General features: G+C 70.8%; 13 protein-coding genes. 11 read left to right on the top strand and 2 right to left on the bottom strand.

Annotation, left to right across the window (positions count from 1 at the left end; all coding sequences use genetic code 11):
* Nucleotides 1-45: 45 nt before the first annotated feature.
* From ACZ4EF_RS33835 to ACZ4EF_RS33855, 5 genes are all read left to right on the top strand, one after another.
* Complete coding sequence (locus tag ACZ4EF_RS33835) at nucleotides 46-744, top strand: urease accessory protein UreF (RefSeq protein WP_467507975.1); 699 nt, start codon at nucleotides 46-48, stop codon at nucleotides 742-744.
* An 80-nt stretch (nucleotides 745-824) separates the two neighbouring features.
* Entirely contained in the window at nucleotides 825-1,454 is a 630-nt protein-coding gene (gene ureG / locus ACZ4EF_RS33840) for an urease accessory protein UreG (protein ID WP_467507959.1), read from the top strand.
* On the top strand, nucleotides 1,451-2,515 hold the full coding sequence (locus ACZ4EF_RS33845; RefSeq protein WP_467507961.1) for an urease accessory protein UreD: 1,065 nt from the start codon (nucleotides 1,451-1,453) through the stop codon (nucleotides 2,513-2,515). Before ureG ends, ACZ4EF_RS33845 begins: the two co-directional genes overlap by 4 nt.
* Before the next feature lie 79 nt (nucleotides 2,516-2,594).
* Nucleotides 2,595-3,950 carry an ammonium transporter gene (locus ACZ4EF_RS33850; protein WP_467507963.1) on the top strand — a complete coding sequence of 452 codons (1,356 nt, stop codon included), beginning with the start codon at nucleotides 2,595-2,597 and terminating at the stop codon, nucleotides 3,948-3,950.
* A 79-nt stretch (nucleotides 3,951-4,029) separates the two neighbouring features.
* The gene (locus tag ACZ4EF_RS33855) at nucleotides 4,030-5,361 is read left to right on the top strand and encodes an ammonium transporter (protein WP_401314455.1); all 1,332 of its coding nucleotides are present in this window, start codon (nucleotides 4,030-4,032) and stop codon (nucleotides 5,359-5,361) included.
* A gap of 138 nt (nucleotides 5,362-5,499) precedes the next feature.
* Here the strand turns inward: ACZ4EF_RS33855 and ACZ4EF_RS33860 are convergent, their stop codons facing one another.
* Entirely contained in the window at nucleotides 5,500-5,706 is a 207-nt protein-coding gene (locus tag ACZ4EF_RS33860; RefSeq protein ID WP_188280047.1) for a cold-shock protein, read from the bottom strand.
* A 307-nt stretch (nucleotides 5,707-6,013) separates the two neighbouring features.
* On the opposite strand from ACZ4EF_RS33860, the gene ACZ4EF_RS33865 reads away from it, so the two are divergent.
* On the top strand, nucleotides 6,014-8,335 hold the full coding sequence (locus tag ACZ4EF_RS33865; RefSeq protein ID WP_467507966.1) for an FUSC family protein: 2,322 nt from the start codon (nucleotides 6,014-6,016) through the stop codon (nucleotides 8,333-8,335).
* 85 nt (nucleotides 8,336-8,420) lie between these two features.
* Here ACZ4EF_RS33865 and ACZ4EF_RS33870 read toward each other — a convergent pair whose 3' ends face one another.
* Nucleotides 8,421-10,241 (bottom strand): arabinofuranosidase catalytic domain-containing protein, encoded by a 1,821-nt coding sequence (locus tag ACZ4EF_RS33870; RefSeq protein WP_467507968.1) that lies wholly within the window; start codon nucleotides 10,239-10,241, stop codon nucleotides 8,421-8,423.
* A gap of 347 nt (nucleotides 10,242-10,588) precedes the next feature.
* On the opposite strand from ACZ4EF_RS33870, the gene ACZ4EF_RS33875 reads away from it, so the two are divergent.
* The 5 genes from ACZ4EF_RS33875 to arfA all read left to right on the top strand — a co-directional run bounded on the left by ACZ4EF_RS33875 (nucleotide 10,589) and on the right by arfA (nucleotide 16,710).
* Entirely contained in the window at nucleotides 10,589-11,632 is a 1,044-nt protein-coding gene (locus ACZ4EF_RS33875; protein ID WP_355349695.1) for a LacI family DNA-binding transcriptional regulator, read from the top strand.
* Nucleotides 11,633-11,938: 306 nt separating this feature from the next.
* Nucleotides 11,939-13,219, top strand: a complete 1,281-nt coding sequence (locus ACZ4EF_RS33880) for an ABC transporter substrate-binding protein (protein ID WP_467507970.1) — start codon at nucleotides 11,939-11,941, stop codon at nucleotides 13,217-13,219.
* 5 nt (nucleotides 13,220-13,224) lie between these two features.
* Entirely contained in the window at nucleotides 13,225-14,142 is a 918-nt protein-coding gene (locus ACZ4EF_RS33885) for a carbohydrate ABC transporter permease (RefSeq protein ID WP_355349689.1), read from the top strand.
* Entirely contained in the window at nucleotides 14,132-15,067 is a 936-nt protein-coding gene (locus tag ACZ4EF_RS33890; RefSeq protein WP_391164217.1) for a carbohydrate ABC transporter permease, read from the top strand. The genes ACZ4EF_RS33885 and ACZ4EF_RS33890 overlap by 11 nt, the downstream gene beginning before the upstream one ends.
* Nucleotides 15,068-15,201: 134 nt before the next feature.
* Nucleotides 15,202-16,710 carry an arabinosylfuranosidase ArfA gene (gene arfA, locus ACZ4EF_RS33895; RefSeq protein WP_467507973.1) on the top strand — a complete coding sequence of 503 codons (1,509 nt, stop codon included), beginning with the start codon at nucleotides 15,202-15,204 and terminating at the stop codon, nucleotides 16,708-16,710.
* The last annotated feature ends 170 nt before the right edge of the window (nucleotides 16,711-16,880 follow it).

The raw sequence follows: 16,880 nt of genomic DNA on the forward strand, positions 1-16,880 counted from the left end.
GACGCGCACGCTCCGGCCGCCCCGCACGCTCCGGCCGACTCCGTCATGGGGCGGCCGGGGCGGCTGGGGGCGCTGCTGGTCAGCCTCCAGCTGACCGACTCGGCCTTCCCCAGCGGCTTCTACACCCTCTCGCACAGCCTGGAGGGCTTCGCCCAGGCCAAGGCCGTGACGGCGGCCGACGTGCCGGGGCTGCTCGCCGATCTGCTGCGCCACGGGATCGGTCCCTGCGACGCCACCGCCCTGGTGCTCACGCACCGGGCGGTGTGCGCGGGGGACTGGGACCTGGTCGCGCGGGTCGACCAGCGGTTGCACGCGGCCAAGCTCAACCGCGAGACGCGGGTGGCCTCCACCCGCGTCGGGCGCCAACTCCTCGACATCGCGGGCACCGTGATCGGCGGACCCGTCCTGGAGCGCTACGCGGCGCTCGTGGCGGGCGGCGGGGCGCCGGGGTCGCAGGCGGCGGTCGCGGGCGCCGTGTACGCCGCCGCCGGGGTGGACGCGGAACAGGCGGTGACCGGCGACCTGTTCGCGCTCGCCGTCAGCTTCGTCGGCGCGGCGCTCCGGCTGCGCCTGACCGACCACGTACGGGCCCAGGTCGTCCTGCGGGCGACGGCGCCGGTGATCGAGGAGGTCGTCGGGCGGGCCCTCACGGCGGAGTTGGCCGACCTCGGGGGCTGCGTACCGATGGCCGACGTCATGTCGGGCCGCCACGAACGCGCGCAGGCCCGGCTGTTCATGACCTGACGTTCCGTCATGTCATTACTCCGGCCGCACGGCCGGACCCCACCACGACACACACATTCAGCGACGGAAGGCAGCACCCCATGCACAACGAACGCCACGTCCTGCGCGTCGGCATCGCGGGCCCGGTGGGATCGGGCAAGACGGCGTTGATCGAGGCCCTGGTGCCGATCCTCACCAGCCGCGGGCACCGGGCCGCCGTCGTCACCAACGACATCTACACCCAGGAGGACGCCCAGCACGTCCGGCGGACCCTGGAAGGCGTGCTCGACCCCGAGCGGGTGGTGGGCGTGGAGACCGGAGCGTGCCCCCACACGGCGGTGCGCGACGACCCGACGATGAACCTGGCGGCGGGCGCGGAACTGCTGGACCGTTTCCCCGACGTGGACACGCTGCTCTTCGAGTCCGGCGGCGACAACCTCACCCTCACCTTCAGCCCGGTCCTGGTCGATCTCTTCCTGTTCGTGCTGGACACCGCCGAGGGCGAGAAGATGCCCCGCAAGCGCGGTCCCGGCATCACCGAGTCGGACCTGCTGGTCATCAACAAGATCGACATCGCCCAGTACGTGCGGTGCGACCTGTCGGTGATGGAGGCCGACGCGCACCGGGTACGCGACGGCGCGCCGGTCATCCTCACCAACTGCCTGAGCGGGCAGGGTCTTGAGGAGATCGCCACCTTCCTGGAGACGTACCGCAAGGTCGCCGCCGTATGAGCCTCACCGGCGCCGCTCGTGCCCGGGCGCCGCGGCAAGCGCCGTCGCCGGCCGTACGGGTGGCCGAACCGGACGGCCCCGAGCACCCGGTGCGTACCAAGGGCTCCGGCGACCGGGCCGTCGCGCCGTCGCGCCCCGCCCGGCTGGACCCGGCGCACTACGAACCCGCGCGCGTCCCCCGGGAGGTCCGCCGGCACGCGGCCGTGCCCGACACCCTGCCGGTCGGTCACGCGGGCAAGGTCGGGCTGCTGGAGCTGACTTTCGAGCGCCGCGCCGAACGGACGGAACTGACCGGCCACTTCCAGAAGACCCCGCTCCAGATCATGCGGCCGCTCTACTACGACCCGGCCAGGCCCGACCTGCCCATCACACAGGTGATGTCGACCGGCGGCGGCATCCTGCAAGGCGACCGGCTCCGTATCGACGTCACCTGCGGACCGGGCGCGGCCACCCACCTCACCACGCAGACGGCCACCAGGGTCCACCGCATGGAGTTCGACTACGCGACCCAGCAGGTCGCCGTCGACGCCGGAGCCGACTCCTACGTCGAGTACCTGCCGGACCCGACGATCCCCTACGCCGGGGCCCGTTACTACCAGCGCACCACCGTCACCGCCGACGCCACCGCGACCGTCCTGGCCGCGGAGACGCTCTACGCGGGCCGCCTGGCGCGCGACGAGCGCCACGCCTACGAGGTCTTCGCCTCCGACGTCGAGATCCGGCGCCCCGACGGCGCGCTCCTCGCCGTGGACGCCATGCGGCTCGAACCCCGCGCTGCCCCGGTGACCGGCCTGGCCGTCCTCGGCGGCCACGACATCGTGTCCACCTTCTACGTCGTCACCGCGCGCGCACCGGCCGCGGCCGTCGCCGACACCCTGCACGAGGCCCTCGCCGACAGCCCGGCGCTCTTCGGCGTGAGCGTGCTGCCCGGCGACAGCGGGGCCTGGCTGCGGCTGCTCACCGACGACCCGCGGACCGCCGCGAGCGCGCTGCGTCTCGCGTGGGACGCCGTACGCAGGCTGCTGATCGGCGTACCCGCGCCCGCGATGCGCAAGCCCTGACCCCCGCACGCCCCGCCGACGACGACAACGGCGCCGACCTCGACCGACCGCCGTACGTTCACAGGAGTTCCCCTTGCTCATGGCCGCCACCGCCAACACGGGCGACACCGCCTGGCTCCTGGCGAGCACCGCGATGGTGCTGCTGATGACACCCGGCCTGGCCTTCTTCTACGGCGGCATGGTCCGCACCCAGCACGTGCTGGTGATGCTCAAGATGAGCTTCGTCTGCCTGGCCCTGGTGACCGTGCTGTGGCTGGCGGTCGGCTACACCCTCGCCTTCGGCCCCGACCTCGGCGCGGGCCTGCTCGGCAACCTCGACCACGCCTTCCTGCGCGGCGTCACCATGACCGACCTGCACGGCAGCGTCCCCACGCTGCTGTTCTCCTGCTTCCAGATGTCGTTCGCCATCATCACCGTCGCGCTGATCAGCGGTTCCATCGCGGGCCGCGCCACCATGCGCGGCTGGCTGGTCTTCGTGGCCGCCTGGACCCTGCTGGTCTACGTACCGCTGGCGCACTGGGTGTTCGCTCCCGACGGCTGGGTGTCCGCGCATCTGAAGGCGCTGGACTTCGCGGGCGGCCTCGTCGTCGAACTCAACTCCGGCGCGGCGGGCCTGGCCGCGGCCATCGTGCTGCGCAAGCGCAAGGACTTCGAGCGCCAGCCGGTGCGCCCGCACAATCTGCCGCTGGTCGTGATCGGCCTGGCCCTGCTGTGGTTCGGCTGGTTCGGCTTCAACGCGGGATCCGCGCTGCACGTGGCGGGCGCCGCGCCCACCGCCTTCCTCAACACCCAACTCGCCGCCTGCGCGGCCATGATCGGCTGGCCGCTGATCGAGAAGTGGCGGCTGGGCAGCGTGGACATGCTCGGCGTCACCTCCGCGGCCGTCGCGGGCATGGTCGCCATCACGCCGTCCTGCGGTGAGGTGTCGCCGCTGGGCGCGGTGTGCATCGGCTTCGCCGCGGGTGTGGTGTGCGCCTTCGCCATCAACCTCAAGTTCAAGATCGGCGTGGACGACACCCTGGACGTGGTCGGCGTCCACGGCTGGGGCGGCATCGTCGGCACGGCGTCCATCGGCCTGTTCGCCACCTCGGCGATGAGCGGGCGCGAGGGCCTGTTCTACGGCGGCGGTCTCGATCTGCTCTGGCGCCAGATCGTCGCCGTGCTGGCCTGCGGCTCGTTCTCCTTCGTCGTCACCTGGCTCATCGCCCAGGCCGTCAACCGCACGGTCGGCTTCCGTACCGAGGCGGAGTACGAGGACGTGCCGGGCCGGGACGAGGAGATCGCGTACGACAACGCGACGCTGGACGAGGTCAGGGCCCGGCTGGACGAGCCGCGCCACCCGGCGCGGGTGGGCGCCCCGGCGGCCCCGGACGACGACATGGCCCGCGTCAACAAGATCCTCGACGTCCTGGAACGACGCGAGCGCGACCGATGACCGCGCCCGCGTACCCCTCCGCAGCCGTACTCGTACCCGAATCAGCGGCCACGCCCGGCCGTCCGTGTGAGGACCTGTCATGAACCAGCACTTCGACTCCGGCAACACCGCCTGGCTGATGATGGCCACGGCCATGGTCCTGCTGATGGCCCCGGGACTCGCCTTCTTCTACGGCGGCATGGTCAGGACCAGTCAGATCATCGCCATGCTCAAGATGTGCTTCGCCTGCGTCGCCGTCGTCACGCTGATCTGGTGGGCGGTCGGCTACTCGCTCGCCTTCGGCCCCGACGCCGAGGGGCTGGGCATGATCGGCACCCTCGACCACGCCTTCCTGCGCGGCATCTCCCTCAACAGCGCGACCGGTGACGTGCCCACCGTGATCCACTCCGTCTTCCACATGAGCTTCGCCATCGTCACCGTGGCCCTGATCAGCGGATCGGTGGCCGGGCGCGCCACGATGCGCGGCTGGACGGCCTTCGTCTGCGCCTGGACGCTGCTGGTGTACGTGCCCATGGCGCACTGGGTGTTCGACAGCGACGGCTGGGTCGCCAAGGAGGTCGGCGCCGTCGACTTCTCCGGCGGCACCGTGGTCGAACTCAGCTCGGGCGCCGCGGGTCTCGCCCTGGCCATCGTCGCGGGCAAGCGCGAGGACTTCGAGCGCCAGCCGATCCGTCCGCACAATCTGCCGCTGGTCGTGATCGGCCTGGCCCTGATGTGGTTCGGCTGGTTCGGCTTCAACGCCGGTTCCTATCTGAACGGGCCCGCCAGCACCACCATGGCGTTCGTGAACACCCAGTTCGCGGCGGGCGCGGCCATGATCGGCTGGGCCGCGACCAGCTACTGGCACAACCGGCGCGTCACCCTGCTCGACATCTCCATGGGCGCGGTCACCGGCCTGGTGTCCATGACGCCGCTGGCCGCCGGGGTCAGCCCGGTATGGGCCACCGTCATCGGCTTCCTCGCCGGGCTGACCTGCGCCTTCGCGGTGAGCTGGAAGTACCGGCTCGGCGTGGACGACACCTTGGACGTCGTCGGCATCCACGGCTGGGGCGGCCTGTTCGGCATGCTGATGGCCGGCCTGGCCGCGACCGGCGCGGTCACCGGCAAGAAGGGCCTGTTCTACGGCGGCTCGTGGGGGCTGCTCGGCGACCAGCTCGTCGCCGTCCTCGTCCTGGGACTGTTCTCCTTCACCATGACCGCCGTCATCGGCAAGGTCGTCGACAAGACCGTCGGGCTGCGCCAGCCCGGCGGCATCGTGGAGCACGAGCAGGCGTACGACACGGACGTCGCCAGCCAGCTCCAGGACGTCACCGACACGTTGCGCGGTCCCGCCGCCCCGACGGACGACAACGACCCCAGTCATCTCATCGCCCAACTGCGCACTCTGCTCGCCTCCCACGAGCGGAACTGACCTTCGTACGGACCGCCGCGCGGGGGGCCGGACCCGAGGCATCGCATTGGATGCGTCACAAACGCGGCGGTCGCCCGCAAACGGACGGGTCCGGGCCCGCCATGACGGCGGACCCGGACCCGGAGGACCGTGTACGGCTCAGCCCGCGCGGACGATGTTCTCCGCCTGCGGACCCTTCTGGCCCTGGGTGACGTCGAAGGTGACGGGCTCGCCTTCGGTCAGCTCCCGGTATCCGTTGCCCTGGATGTTGGAGTAGTGGGCGAAGACATCGGGGCCTCCGCCTTCCTGGGCGATGAACCCGAAGCCCTTCTCGGAGTTGAACCACTTCACCGTGCCGTTGGCCATGCGTGTGAGTCCTCTGCGTCTGTGGTCTGCACCGGTCGCGGAACCTGGTGGATCCGCGGCCTGTGGACGCCCGCCTACGGGCACCCGCAGCCGTACGTACCCCATCGCGGCGCGCCGCATGCACGCCGATCGCGCGGATGACCGCGGAGGGCGAACATGCGCCGCGCCGCGGCCGGAAACCGGCCCTCGACCGACCCGTCATCCGGAGCAACACTGACCCGTCCGGGGGTGGGCGGTCGCACCGGCCGGGCACGCTCGTGGGATGCTGGGGCGGGATCCGATCTTGACGAGGGAACGCGGCGGCACGATGAGAACGGCACGGAGGATCCGCCACAGGGTCTGGGACCGCTACTCGGCCTCCGACCCCGGCCTGCTGCGGCTGATGGCGGGACTGCGGACGGTCGGCTCGATCGGTCTCGCGCTGCTGATCCTGTCCCTGCTGCACATCTCCGTGACCCATATGGTCGCGGGCGCCATGGCCGCCATGGTCTCCACCTTCGCCATCCGCGAGAAGCGGGTACGCGACCAGGCCGTCACCCTCGCCCTCGGGCTGCCCACCGCCTTCGCCTCGGTGTCGCTCGGCGCACTGCTCAACCCGCACATCGTCATCGGCGACCTCGCCTTCATCCTGCTGATCTTCGGCGCCGCCTACGCCCGCCGCTTCGGCGAACGCGGCACCGCGCTCGGCATGATCGGCTTCCAGATCTACTTCCTCTCCCTGTTCGTCCACGCCACCGGCGCCGGCCTGCCGTCGCTCTACCTCTCGCTGGCCGTCGCCTTCGCGTGCAGCGCCGTCATGCGCTTCGCGCTCGTCCCCGAGACCCCGGAACGCACCCTGGGGCGGCTGCGCCAGGCGTTCCGCGCCAGAACCGCCCAGCTCGTCGCCACCCAGATCGACCTCCTCGAAGCCGACTCCGACCGGCTGGAGAGCGTCATCGGCGACCTGCGCAAGGACGTCGCCCGGCTGCACGAGGCCGCCCTGATGATCCAGAGCGCGCTGGAGGTGGGCACCGACGACGAGGCCACCGCCGCCCTGCTGCAACGCCGGGTCGCGGACGCCGAGATCGCCGTCGAACGCCTCGGCCTGCTGCTGCTCACCGCCCGCAGCGCCGAACGCGCCGACACCCTGACGCTCCACCTGCCGAACGCGCCGCTGCCCGCACCCGCGCGCCGCACCGACGACGAGGACGACGCGCTGCGCAAGCTGCGCGCCGAGCTGCGGGCGCTGCACCTGCTGGTGACCCGGCTCGGCACCGACGACCCCGGCACCGCCGTCACCCAGGTGCGCAACCGCCTGCTGGCCTACCGCGACGACGAGAATCTGCCGCGCGCCTCGCTCGCCGTCCAGGACGCCTTCCGCGGCATCGGCGAGGCCGCGCGCGCCGTCCTCGGCCTGCGGCTGGCACTCGACGGGCCGGGCGACGAGTCCGACGACACACCCGAGACGATCCGCTCCCGCGAGGAGTTCGAGGCCGAGGACCTGGCGCTGGCGGGGGAGGGCGAGAGCGAGCAGGACCGTACCGGCCTCAAGCGCCGCACGACCCGCGCCGCCGTCCAGGTCTCCGCGGGGTCCGCGCTGGCCATCCTCGGCGGCGAGTTCCTGTCCACGCAGCGCTGGTACTGGGCGGTCCTGACCTGCTGGGTGGTCTTCCTCAACACCTCCTCGACCGGCGAGATCCTGGTCAAGGGCTACCGGCGGCTGATCGGCACGGTGTGCGGCGTGGTGGCCGGTGTGCTGCTCGCCGGGGCCGTCGGCAACCACACCTGGACGGCGTTCACCCTCGTCCTGGTACTGATCTTCGCGATGTTCTTCACCGCCCCGGTGTCGTACGCGCTGATGTCGTTCTTCGTCACCGCGATGCTCGGCCTGCTCTACAGCCTGCTGCACACGTACAGCGTCTCGGTACTCGTACTGCGCATCGAGGAGACCGCGCTCGGCGCCGCCTGCGGGGTCATCGCGGCCGTGCTGATCTTCCCGGTCCACACCGATCTGCGCACCGACGAGCAACTGGTCACCGTCCTGGCCAAGCTCCGCGACGTGGCCACCGCCGCCGTCGCCCAGCTCAGCGGCGGCCCGGCCGTCGACCTGCTGGACCTGGCCCGCGAACTGGACACCGCGCTGGACGACCTGCGCCGCTCCACCCACCCGCTGACCCACCCGATCACCCCGCTGCGGGGCCGCAGGCGCACCGCCCGCTATCTGGTCGCCCTGCTGGAGACCTGCGCCTACCACGCGCGCTCGCTCGCGGCGACCGCCGAACTGGTCCCGTACAGCAAGAGCATCGCCGCCGACCCCCGGCTGACGGCCGTCGGCGTACGCCTGGAGCACAACCTCGACGTGCTCATCGCCCATGTGGAGGAGATCAAGGACGACAAGGGCGGGAAGGGCAGGGCCAAGGACGGTACGACGGCAGCGGACGGGACGGCGCAGGGCGCGATCCGGACCGAGCCCAGCATCGCCTCCATGCTGGAGGGCACCGGCTCCGCCGTACCGCGCTCGGGCTCCGTCACCTTCCGCGTGCTGCGCCACCTCCAGCGGCTGGACGAGGGCGTGGCGGGCCTGGCCCGGCCGCTCGGCGTCACGGTCGAGACGCCGGCCGGCAGGACCGGCAGCCGCCGGGCGGCCTGAATCGGTCGCGCGTGAGCCTTGGCAGCCAGGGCCCGGTGGTACGGGGCTCGCGCTCCCGCACCACCGGGCCTCGGCGGCGCCGCGGTCAGTTCAGGGCGAACTTCTGCGCGGCCGTGCCGTTGCAGTCGTGGATCCGCAGGCGGGCGCCGTTGGCCGTGGCGCCGTCCGGGGAGTCCAGGCAGCGCCCGGACTGCGGATTGAGCAGCGATCCGTCGGACCGCTGGACCCACACCTGGCCGCCCACCGCGCTGTCGCAGTCGTACAGCTCCACCAACGAGTCCTGCGCGGTGCCGTTGCCCGCGATGTCCAGGCAGCGGCCGAGCGTGGTGAGCCGGTTCGTGGACGTGTGCACCCAGTGCTGGTCGCGGGCGTAGGACTGGCAGTCCCACAACTGCGCCGCGGACAGATTGCCGCCGATGTCATCGCCCGTGATGTCCAGGCACTTCGCGCCGGGCCCGGCGATCATCGATCCGCCGTTGACGGTGAAGACCTGGGCGGCCGTGCCGTTGCAGTCGTGGATCTGGAGGCGGGTGCCGTTGGCGGTCGCGCCGTCGGTGGCGTCCAGGCAGCGGCCGGACTGCGGGTTGAACAGCGAGCCGTCGGCCCGCCTCACCCACTTCTGCCCGCCGACCCCGTTGCAGTCCCAGAGTTCGACCTGCGTGTTGTTCGCGGTGCCGTTGCCGTTGATGTCCATGCAGCGGCCCAGGGTCCGCAGCGAACTGTCGGGCTCGTGCACCCAGTGCTGATCTGCGGCGCCGCTCTGGCAGTCCCAGAGCTGGACGGCGGCGCCCTTGCTCGCGATGTCGTCCCCGGTCACGTCCACGCACTTCCCGCCGGGCGCGGCGACCGTCGCCGGAGCGACCCCGGCCGTGTCGCCCGCGTAGCCGGCCGCCACGACGTTCGCCTGTACGGCGTTGTCCGCCGCGTCGGTGGGATAGCCGGAGGTCATGACGCCCTCGAAGAACGACCCGACCGCGCGGTTGCTGTTGTCGCCGCCGGTGCCGAGCACGATGGAGCCCTCCTGCCTCATCGGCGCGTAGCCCGGTGGCAGCGCGCCGTTCCACCAGGTCGTGAGCCCGCCGGACTGCGAATTCCCGCCCTTGAGAGCGAAGGACGTCTGGCCGTTGTTCTTCAGCACGGCCGTGACGAAGGGGCTCGCATTGCCGCCGTTGACGCTGTGGGCGTTGGTGTCCGCCTGGAAGATGCCGTTCTCCAGGTCGGCCTGCACCCACGGCCCGTCGCCGGAACAGGGGCTGCACGCGCGGGCCAACGACATGTTGAGCGCGTCCATGTGACCGGCGCCCGTGTCGTTCGGGACCGCCTCGACGTTGCCGAAGTCGAAGCAGCAGTCGCGGTTGACATGGGTGCCGCTGGTCACCATGTACATCCCCTCGGCCTGCCCGTTGACGGCGACACCCGAACCGACGGCATGGCGGTACCCGACGCCCGGCGGCACGTAGACGCCGTAGACGGAGTGCCCCGCCACCGTGACGTGCAGCGCGTTCGCCAGGGCGCCGACATCGGCGGCCCCGGCGGTGCCCGAACCCTCGATGGTCAGGTCGTTGTGGCGCGGCGACTGGTCGTAGATCTTGGTGATGACGCACACCGCGCCGTTGCAGAAGGCGTTCTGCGCACCGGCGTTCGCGTAGCCGCCGGTCCCGGTCGGCCCGATGTCGAGGGCGGCGTCGTCCCGCACGCGGGTGACCTGGTACAGGCCGCCGTTGTACGAGCCGTACAGCGCCCTGACCGTACTGAAGGCGCCCACGCAGGGGGTGCCCGCGTTGCCGTAGATGTCGCACGGCTGGTTCGCGGCGGCGTGCGCGGGACCGGTGACGCCGACCAGCAGGCCGAGGGTCAGGGTCAAGGTCGCGCCCAGGGCGAGCAGGACGCCGCGTAAGCGCCTCAACAGGTGGCGTGCGGATGGTCGGTGGTCGCGAGCGGTCGTCGTCGAAGCGGTCATCGTCGACCTTTCTCCGTGGGGGGATGGCACGGAACACGGTGAGAGATGCGAACTGCTCATACGATTCAGCGACTTCGAAGCTAGAGGCGTCTCGTAGTGCCCGTCAACCCTCGGACCCTGCGGTCATAAGGCCGGACAATCTTGTCCCGAAGGCTTGACGAGCGGTTCGGCGTGACTTAGCGTCCGAGGCGCTGAATCGTTAGAGCAACCCTTGGCGCACCACATCCGGCCGGTATCTTCCCGACGGTGGTTGCCTGCTTCAGGCGGTGGCTTCTTGCTGAGAGGGGTGCCATATGGCGTCGGCGGACAAGCGCGCCACCGTCACGCTCAAGGACGTCGCGACGGCGGTCGGGATCTCGCAGAGCGCCGCCTCGATGGCGCTGTCGAACCATCCGCGGATCAGCGAGACGACCAAGGAGGCGGTACGGGCCGCCTCGGCCAAGCTCGGCTACGTCCCGAACTCCGCGGGGCGGGCGCTGCGGGCGGGCCGTTCGACCTCCATCGCGGTCGTCGTGCCCAACACCGGCCAGCACGTCTTCGGCCACCCCTACTTCATGCACCTGCTGGTGGGGGTGACCGCGGAGGCCAACACCCGCGACGCCGCGCTCATGGTGTCGACCAACCCCGACGAGACCCACGGCGTCGCGGCGTACGAGCGGGTGCTGCGCTCGCAGGCCGCGTCAGGGGCGATCGTCGCCTCGGCCTCGATCAGCGACCCCAACGTCAACCGCATGGTGGACTCCGCGCTGCCGGTGGTCCTCATCGGGCGGTTCGTCCACCTGCCGCACGCGGTGAGCGTCGGGGTGGACGAGATCGCGGGCGCCGCGGCCATCACCCGCCACCTGGTGGAGGACCACGGGCTGACCCGTATCGCCCACATCAGCGGACCGCTCAACCACCAGACCGCGGTGGACCGTTACGAGGGCTTCCGCACCGCGCTCGCCGATTCGGGACGGCCCTGCACCCACACCCTGGCCGTCGGCGACTTCAGCGAGGAGTCCGGCAGGCTCGCCGCACGGCAGGTGCTGGACAGCATGTCCGACGTCCAGGCGATCTTCGCCGCCAACGACGAGATGGCCTACGGCGCGATGCTGGAGATCCGCTCCCGCGGGCTGCGCATACCGCAGGACATCGCGCTCGCCGGATACGACGACTTCGGCGTCTCCCGGCTCACCACGCCGGGGATCACCACCGTCCACGTCCCCGCCGAATCGCTCGGCCAGAAGGCCGCGGCCATCCTCTTCGACCTGGTGGACGGGACCGCACCCGACCCGGTCCACACCGTGCTGCCGTTCGACCTCGTGATCCGGGAGTCCTGCGGAAGCCACCCCGGCTGAGCGACCGCCCCGCCCAGCCACCGGCGACGGCCGAAGGCCAACGCCGTACCCAACACCCCCGCCCGGACGGGCGGCCCGAACCCAACACCCCCGCCCGGACGGGCGGTTCACGCCCAGGACCGGCGGTACGCGCCCGGTGACGGGTGGTTCACACCCGCACGCGGCTGACGCACGCCCGCGGACGGGTGATTGACGCCCGGAGACGGGCGGTGCGCGCCCCCGGACGGGCGGTGCGCAGAAGGAGACAGCCACATCGACCCTCCGACCCCGCAGCGACGGGGCACCGAACGGAATGGAACGATCGGTATGTACGTCAGATTCGGGAGAACGGCCGCGGCACTCGCCGCCGCCACCACGGTCTCACTCCTCCTCGCCGGCTGCGGCGACAACGGCGCGGGCGGCGGTACCTCCGGCGGCGTGGTCAAGCTGACCATGCTCACCGGCTTCACCGGCCCCGACGCCCCCTCGTACCAGGCGCTGATCAAGGAGTTCAACGCCGGCCACCCCAAGATCCAGGTCACGATGACGGCCGAACCCTGGGCCACCATCGGTCAGAAGCTGCCCGCCTCCTGGGCCACCGGCCAGGGCCCCGACCTGGCGACCCCCAGCTCCGACCCGGGCGCGATCTTCACCTACATCAAGACCAACTCGGTGCTGCCGCTCGACCCCGCGGTCGGCGCCGGCACCGGACAGATCGACTCCGCGGCCTTCCCGGCCGCCGTGAAGTCCGCCTTCACCGTCGACGGCAAGCTCTACGCGGTACCCGCCAACATGGCCACGCTCGTGCTCTATTACAACAAGGCGATGTTCGCCGCCGCGGGCATCAGCCGGCCGCCCGCCACCGAGGACGAGTTCATCGCCGACGCCAAGAAGCTCACCAAGGGATCGGGCGGCAAGCCCAGTCAGTACGGCCTCTCGCTCGCCGACAACAACACGATCCAGATGTGGCCGATCCTCCAGTGGATGAGCGGCGGCGACATCGTCGGCCCCGACAACTGCGCCGTCGTCAACAGCCCAGCCAGCGTCCAGGCGCTGACCCGTTGGAGCCGCCTGGTCAGCCAGGACCACATCAGCCCGGTCGGCCAGGCGGGCGCGGACGCCGACACGCTGTTCTCCGCCAAGAAGGCCGCGATGGAGATCAACGGCCCGTGGGCCGCCGCGGGCTTCAGGTCCGCGGGCGTCGACCTCGGCATCGCCCAGGTCCCGGTCGGCTCCGCGGGCCCGGTGACACTGGCCTCGACGGTCCCGCTGATGATCGCCCGCACCTCCAAGCACCAGGCCGAGGCCAAGGAGTTCCTCGCCTGGTACACCGGCAAGGCCGCCCAGACGCAGTTCTCGAAGGTCTCCGGCTTCCCGCCCGCCCGCACCGACCTCGGCGGCGCCGTCAACGGCGATCCCACCGTCGCGCAGTTCGCCGCCGCGCTGCCGCACGCCAAGCTCTACCTCGCGGGCCAGCCGAACTCGACCCGCATCGACAGCGACGTCTACGTCCCGCTCATCCAGAAGATCGAACGCGGCGCCGACGTCCAGTCCGCCGCCGACTCGGCCGCCAAGGCGATCAATTCGCTCACCGGCTGCAAGAAGTAGCCCTCATGTCGAGCACACCCTTCCCCTCCGCAGGGAAGCCCGCACCCGTACGGCGGCGCAGGCCCCGTATCAACAGCGCCTATCTGTTCATCCTGCCGAGCGTCCTGCTCATCGGGGTGTTCATCGCGGAGCCGATCGTCCAGTCCGGCTGGATGAGCCTGCACGACTGGACCGTCGGCGAGGCCCACCACAAATTCGTGGGTCTCGACAACTACACGGCGCTCTACCACGATTCGCGGTTCTGGAACGCGCTGCGCGTCACGGTGATCTACACCGCCGCCGTGTCCGTCGGACAAGTGCTGATCGCGCTGGCCATCGCCTCCCGGCTGCGCAGGACGACCTGGTATTCGGCGCTGCTGCGCACCGCGTATTTCTTCCCTTTCATCGCCTCGCTCGTGGTGAGCGGCATCGTCTGGAAATTCCTGCTCGACCCGCAGGTCGGCCTGGTCGACGCCTGGCTCTCCGGAATCGGCGTCACGCCTCCCGAATGGCTGCAATCCACCTCGCTGGCGCTGCCCACCGTCATTGTCGTGGGCATCTGGAAGAACGTCGGATTCACCATGATCGTGCTGCTCGCCGGTATGCAGCAGATCCCGCCCGACCTGTACGAGGCGGCGGCGCTCGACGGCGCGGGCGCGTGGCAGCGATTCCGCCATGTGACCCTGCCCGCGCTGCGCCCGGCACTGCTGTTCACCACGCTGATCGCCACGGTCACCGGGCTGCAACTGTTCGACCTGGTCTTTTCCATGACCAGCGGCGGCCCGATCTTCCACACGGAATCCGTCGTGATGTACCTGTACCAGAAGGGTTTCGTGGAATTCCAGATGGGCTACGCCAGCGCCGTCGCCTGGATTCTCTTCGTGATCATCCTGGCGATCTCCGCACTCCAACTGCGTCTGTCGAGGTTCCGCGATGCCGACTGACACACTCCGGCCGCGCCCCGCCAAGGGCGGCGCGAGCCCGTACGGGAACGGCCCCCGGCCGACCGGGCCGGTACGCCTGTGGCCCGCGGCCAAGGTCGCCGTCCGGTACGGCGCCAGGTGCGGCACGGTCCTGTCCTGGGCGGCCGTCACCGTCGGCGCGGTCGCGATGATCATCCCGTTCGTCTGGATGCTCGGCGTCGCCTTCAGGACCAACGCCGACCTGTACGCCGACCCCGCCCGGCTGATCCCGCGGGACTGGACCCTGCACGGCGTCCGCGCGGTGCTCGGCCAACTCCCGTTCGGCAAGCTCGTACTCAACACGTTCGTCTTCGCGGGCGGCACGACCGTGCTCCTGCTGCTGTTCGACTCGATGACCGCGTTCGCGCTGGCCAGGCTGCGCTTCCGGGGCAAGAACGTGGTGTTCCTGCTGATCCTGGCCACGCTGATGGTGCCTTTCCAGGTCACCCTCGTGCCGGTCTTCCTGACGCTGTTCCACCTCGGCTGGCTCAATTCGTACCAGGGCCTGATCATTCCCCGCGCGACCAGCGCGCTGGGCATCTTCCTGCTCCGCCAGTTCTTCATGCAGTTGCCGCGCGAACTGGACGACGCGGCCAGGATCGACGGGGCCAACGACTTCACGGTCTACTGGCGGATCATCCTGCCCAACGCCAAACCGGCCCTCGCCTCGCTGTTCATCATCCAGTTCGCCGCGCTGTGGAACGACTTCCTGTGGCCGCTGGTCGTGACGAACAACGTCGACATGCAGACGCTGCCCGCGGCCCTGACGCTGTTCTCCAGTCAGTCGGGTGTGGACCACGCCGCGCTCATGGCGGGCGCCGCGATCTCCCTGAGTCCCCTGGCCATCGCCTTCCTCGTCCTCCAGCGCTTCTTCGTGCAGGGCGTCGCGACCACGGGAATCAAATAGCGGCCCGGCCGATTCCCCGCCGCCTTTCCGCGCCCGCGGCCGACCCGCCATCCCCCCGCCGTACCGCTCCTTCCGCCCGCCCTTTTCCGCCATGCCCATTTCGCTGAGACATCACAGAGAAACCGGAGACTGGAGTGCTCACCTGCACCGCGACCATCGACCCCGCCTTCGTCATCGCCCCGGTTCCGCCGCGCCTGTTCGGCTCCTTCGTCGAACACATGGGCCGCTGCGTCTACGGAGGCATATACGAACCCGGCCACCCCGAGTCGGACGCCGACGGCCTGCGGCTCGACGTCATCAAGCTCACCCGTGAACTCGGCGTGAGTGCCGTCCGCTACCCCGGCGGCAACTTCGTGTCCGGCTACCGCTGGGAGGACGGTGTCGGCCCCCGCGTCGAGCGCCAGGTCGCCCTCGACCTGGCCTGGCGCTCGCTCGAACCCAACACCTTCGGGCTCAACGAGTTCATGGCCTGGGCCAGACAGACCGACGTCGAACCGATCATGGCCGTCAACCTCGGCACCCGCGGCGTCGAGGACGCCTGCAATCTGCTCGAATACGCCAACTTCCCCGGCGGCACCCGCTACTCCGACCTGCGCATCGCCCACGGGGTCCGCGAACCGCACCGCATCAAGACCTGGTGCCTGGGCAACGAGATGGACGGCCCCTGGCAGGTCGGCCAGAAGACGGGCACCGAGTACGGCCGCCTGGCCGCCGAGACCGGGAAGGCCATGCGCCGGATCGACCCGTCCGTCGAGCTCGTCGCCTGCGGCAGCTCCAACGAACGGATGCCGACCTTCGGCTCCTGGGAGGCCGACGTCCTGGACGAGGCGTACGACGTGGTCGACTACATCTCGCTGCACGCGTACTTCGAGCAGCACGGCGACGACCGCGTGGGCTTCCTCGCCTCCGCGCAGGTCATGGACACCTTCATCGACGGCGTCGTCGCCACCTGCGACCACATCGCCGCCAAGAAGCGCTCCCGCCGCAAGCTCCACCTCTCCTTCGATGAGTGGAATCTCTGGTACGAGAGCCGGTTCGAGGGCCAGGACAACCTGGAATGGGCCCGGGCGCCCCGGCTGATCGAGGACGAGTACACCGTCGAGGACGCCGTCGTCCTCGGCAACCTCCTGATGAGCCTGCTCCGGCACAGCGACCGGGTGACCATCGCCTGCCTCGCGCAGCTCGTCAACGTCATCGCGCCCATCCGCACCGAAACCGACACCGGGGCCTGGCGGCAGACCATCTTCTACCCCTTCGCCCTCACCGCCCGGCACGCCCGCGGCGAGGTCCTGCGCGTCGAGCCGGACTCACCCGTCCTGCACTCCACGACGCTCGGTGACGTCGCCGCCGTCGACGTCACCGCCACCCGCGACCCCGAGACCGGCGAGACGACGATCTTCGCCGTCAACCGGGACGACACCCAGGCGGCCACCTTGCGGCTGCGGATGGCCGGCGCCGAGCACGACGTGGTCGAACACGTCGTCCTCGGCGGCCAGGACCTGCTCGCCACGAATTCCAAGACGGCCCCCGGCCGCGTCGAGCCGCGCTCCAGCACCCGGCACTTCGTGGACGCCAACGGTCTGTCCGCCGAGCTTCCGCCGGTCTCCTGGACGATGATCCGGACGGCGCCGATCACGAGCTGATCCACCGGACCCTCTGCCTCCTGCTCCGCGCCGCCCGTACCCCGGAGCCGTTTCGACCCGTAGGCCGGATATGCCGCGGGGGGGGGGGGGGGGGGGGGGGGGGGGGGGGGGGGGGGGGGGGGGGGGGGGGGGGGGGGGGGGGGGGGGGGGGGGGGGGGGGGGGGGGGGGG

It is taken from the genome of Streptomyces sp. NPDC025721, assembly GCF_055558595.1.

Excerpts from the sequence above, each read along its gene's own strand:
- ACZ4EF_RS33835 (WP_467507975.1), top strand. The coding sequence starts at position 46 with ATGGGGCGGCCGGGGCGGCTGGGGGCGCTGCTGGTCAGCCTCCAGCTG.
- ureG (WP_467507959.1), top strand. The coding sequence starts at position 825 with ATGCACAACGAACGCCACGTCCTGCGCGTCGGCATCGCGGGCCCGGTG.
- ACZ4EF_RS33845 (WP_467507961.1), top strand. The coding sequence starts at position 1,451 with ATGAGCCTCACCGGCGCCGCTCGTGCCCGGGCGCCGCGGCAAGCGCCG.
- ACZ4EF_RS33850 (WP_467507963.1), top strand. The coding sequence starts at position 2,595 with ATGGCCGCCACCGCCAACACGGGCGACACCGCCTGGCTCCTGGCGAGC.
- ACZ4EF_RS33855 (WP_401314455.1), top strand. The coding sequence starts at position 4,030 with ATGAACCAGCACTTCGACTCCGGCAACACCGCCTGGCTGATGATGGCC.
- ACZ4EF_RS33860 (WP_188280047.1), bottom strand. The coding sequence starts at position 5,706 with ATGGCCAACGGCACGGTGAAGTGGTTCAACTCCGAGAAGGGCTTCGGG.
- ACZ4EF_RS33865 (WP_467507966.1), top strand. The coding sequence starts at position 6,014 with ATGAGAACGGCACGGAGGATCCGCCACAGGGTCTGGGACCGCTACTCG.
- ACZ4EF_RS33875 (WP_355349695.1), top strand. The coding sequence starts at position 10,589 with ATGGCGTCGGCGGACAAGCGCGCCACCGTCACGCTCAAGGACGTCGCG.
- ACZ4EF_RS33880 (WP_467507970.1), top strand. The coding sequence starts at position 11,939 with ATGTACGTCAGATTCGGGAGAACGGCCGCGGCACTCGCCGCCGCCACC.
- ACZ4EF_RS33885 (WP_355349689.1), top strand. The coding sequence starts at position 13,225 with ATGTCGAGCACACCCTTCCCCTCCGCAGGGAAGCCCGCACCCGTACGG.
- ACZ4EF_RS33890 (WP_391164217.1), top strand. The coding sequence starts at position 14,132 with ATGCCGACTGACACACTCCGGCCGCGCCCCGCCAAGGGCGGCGCGAGC.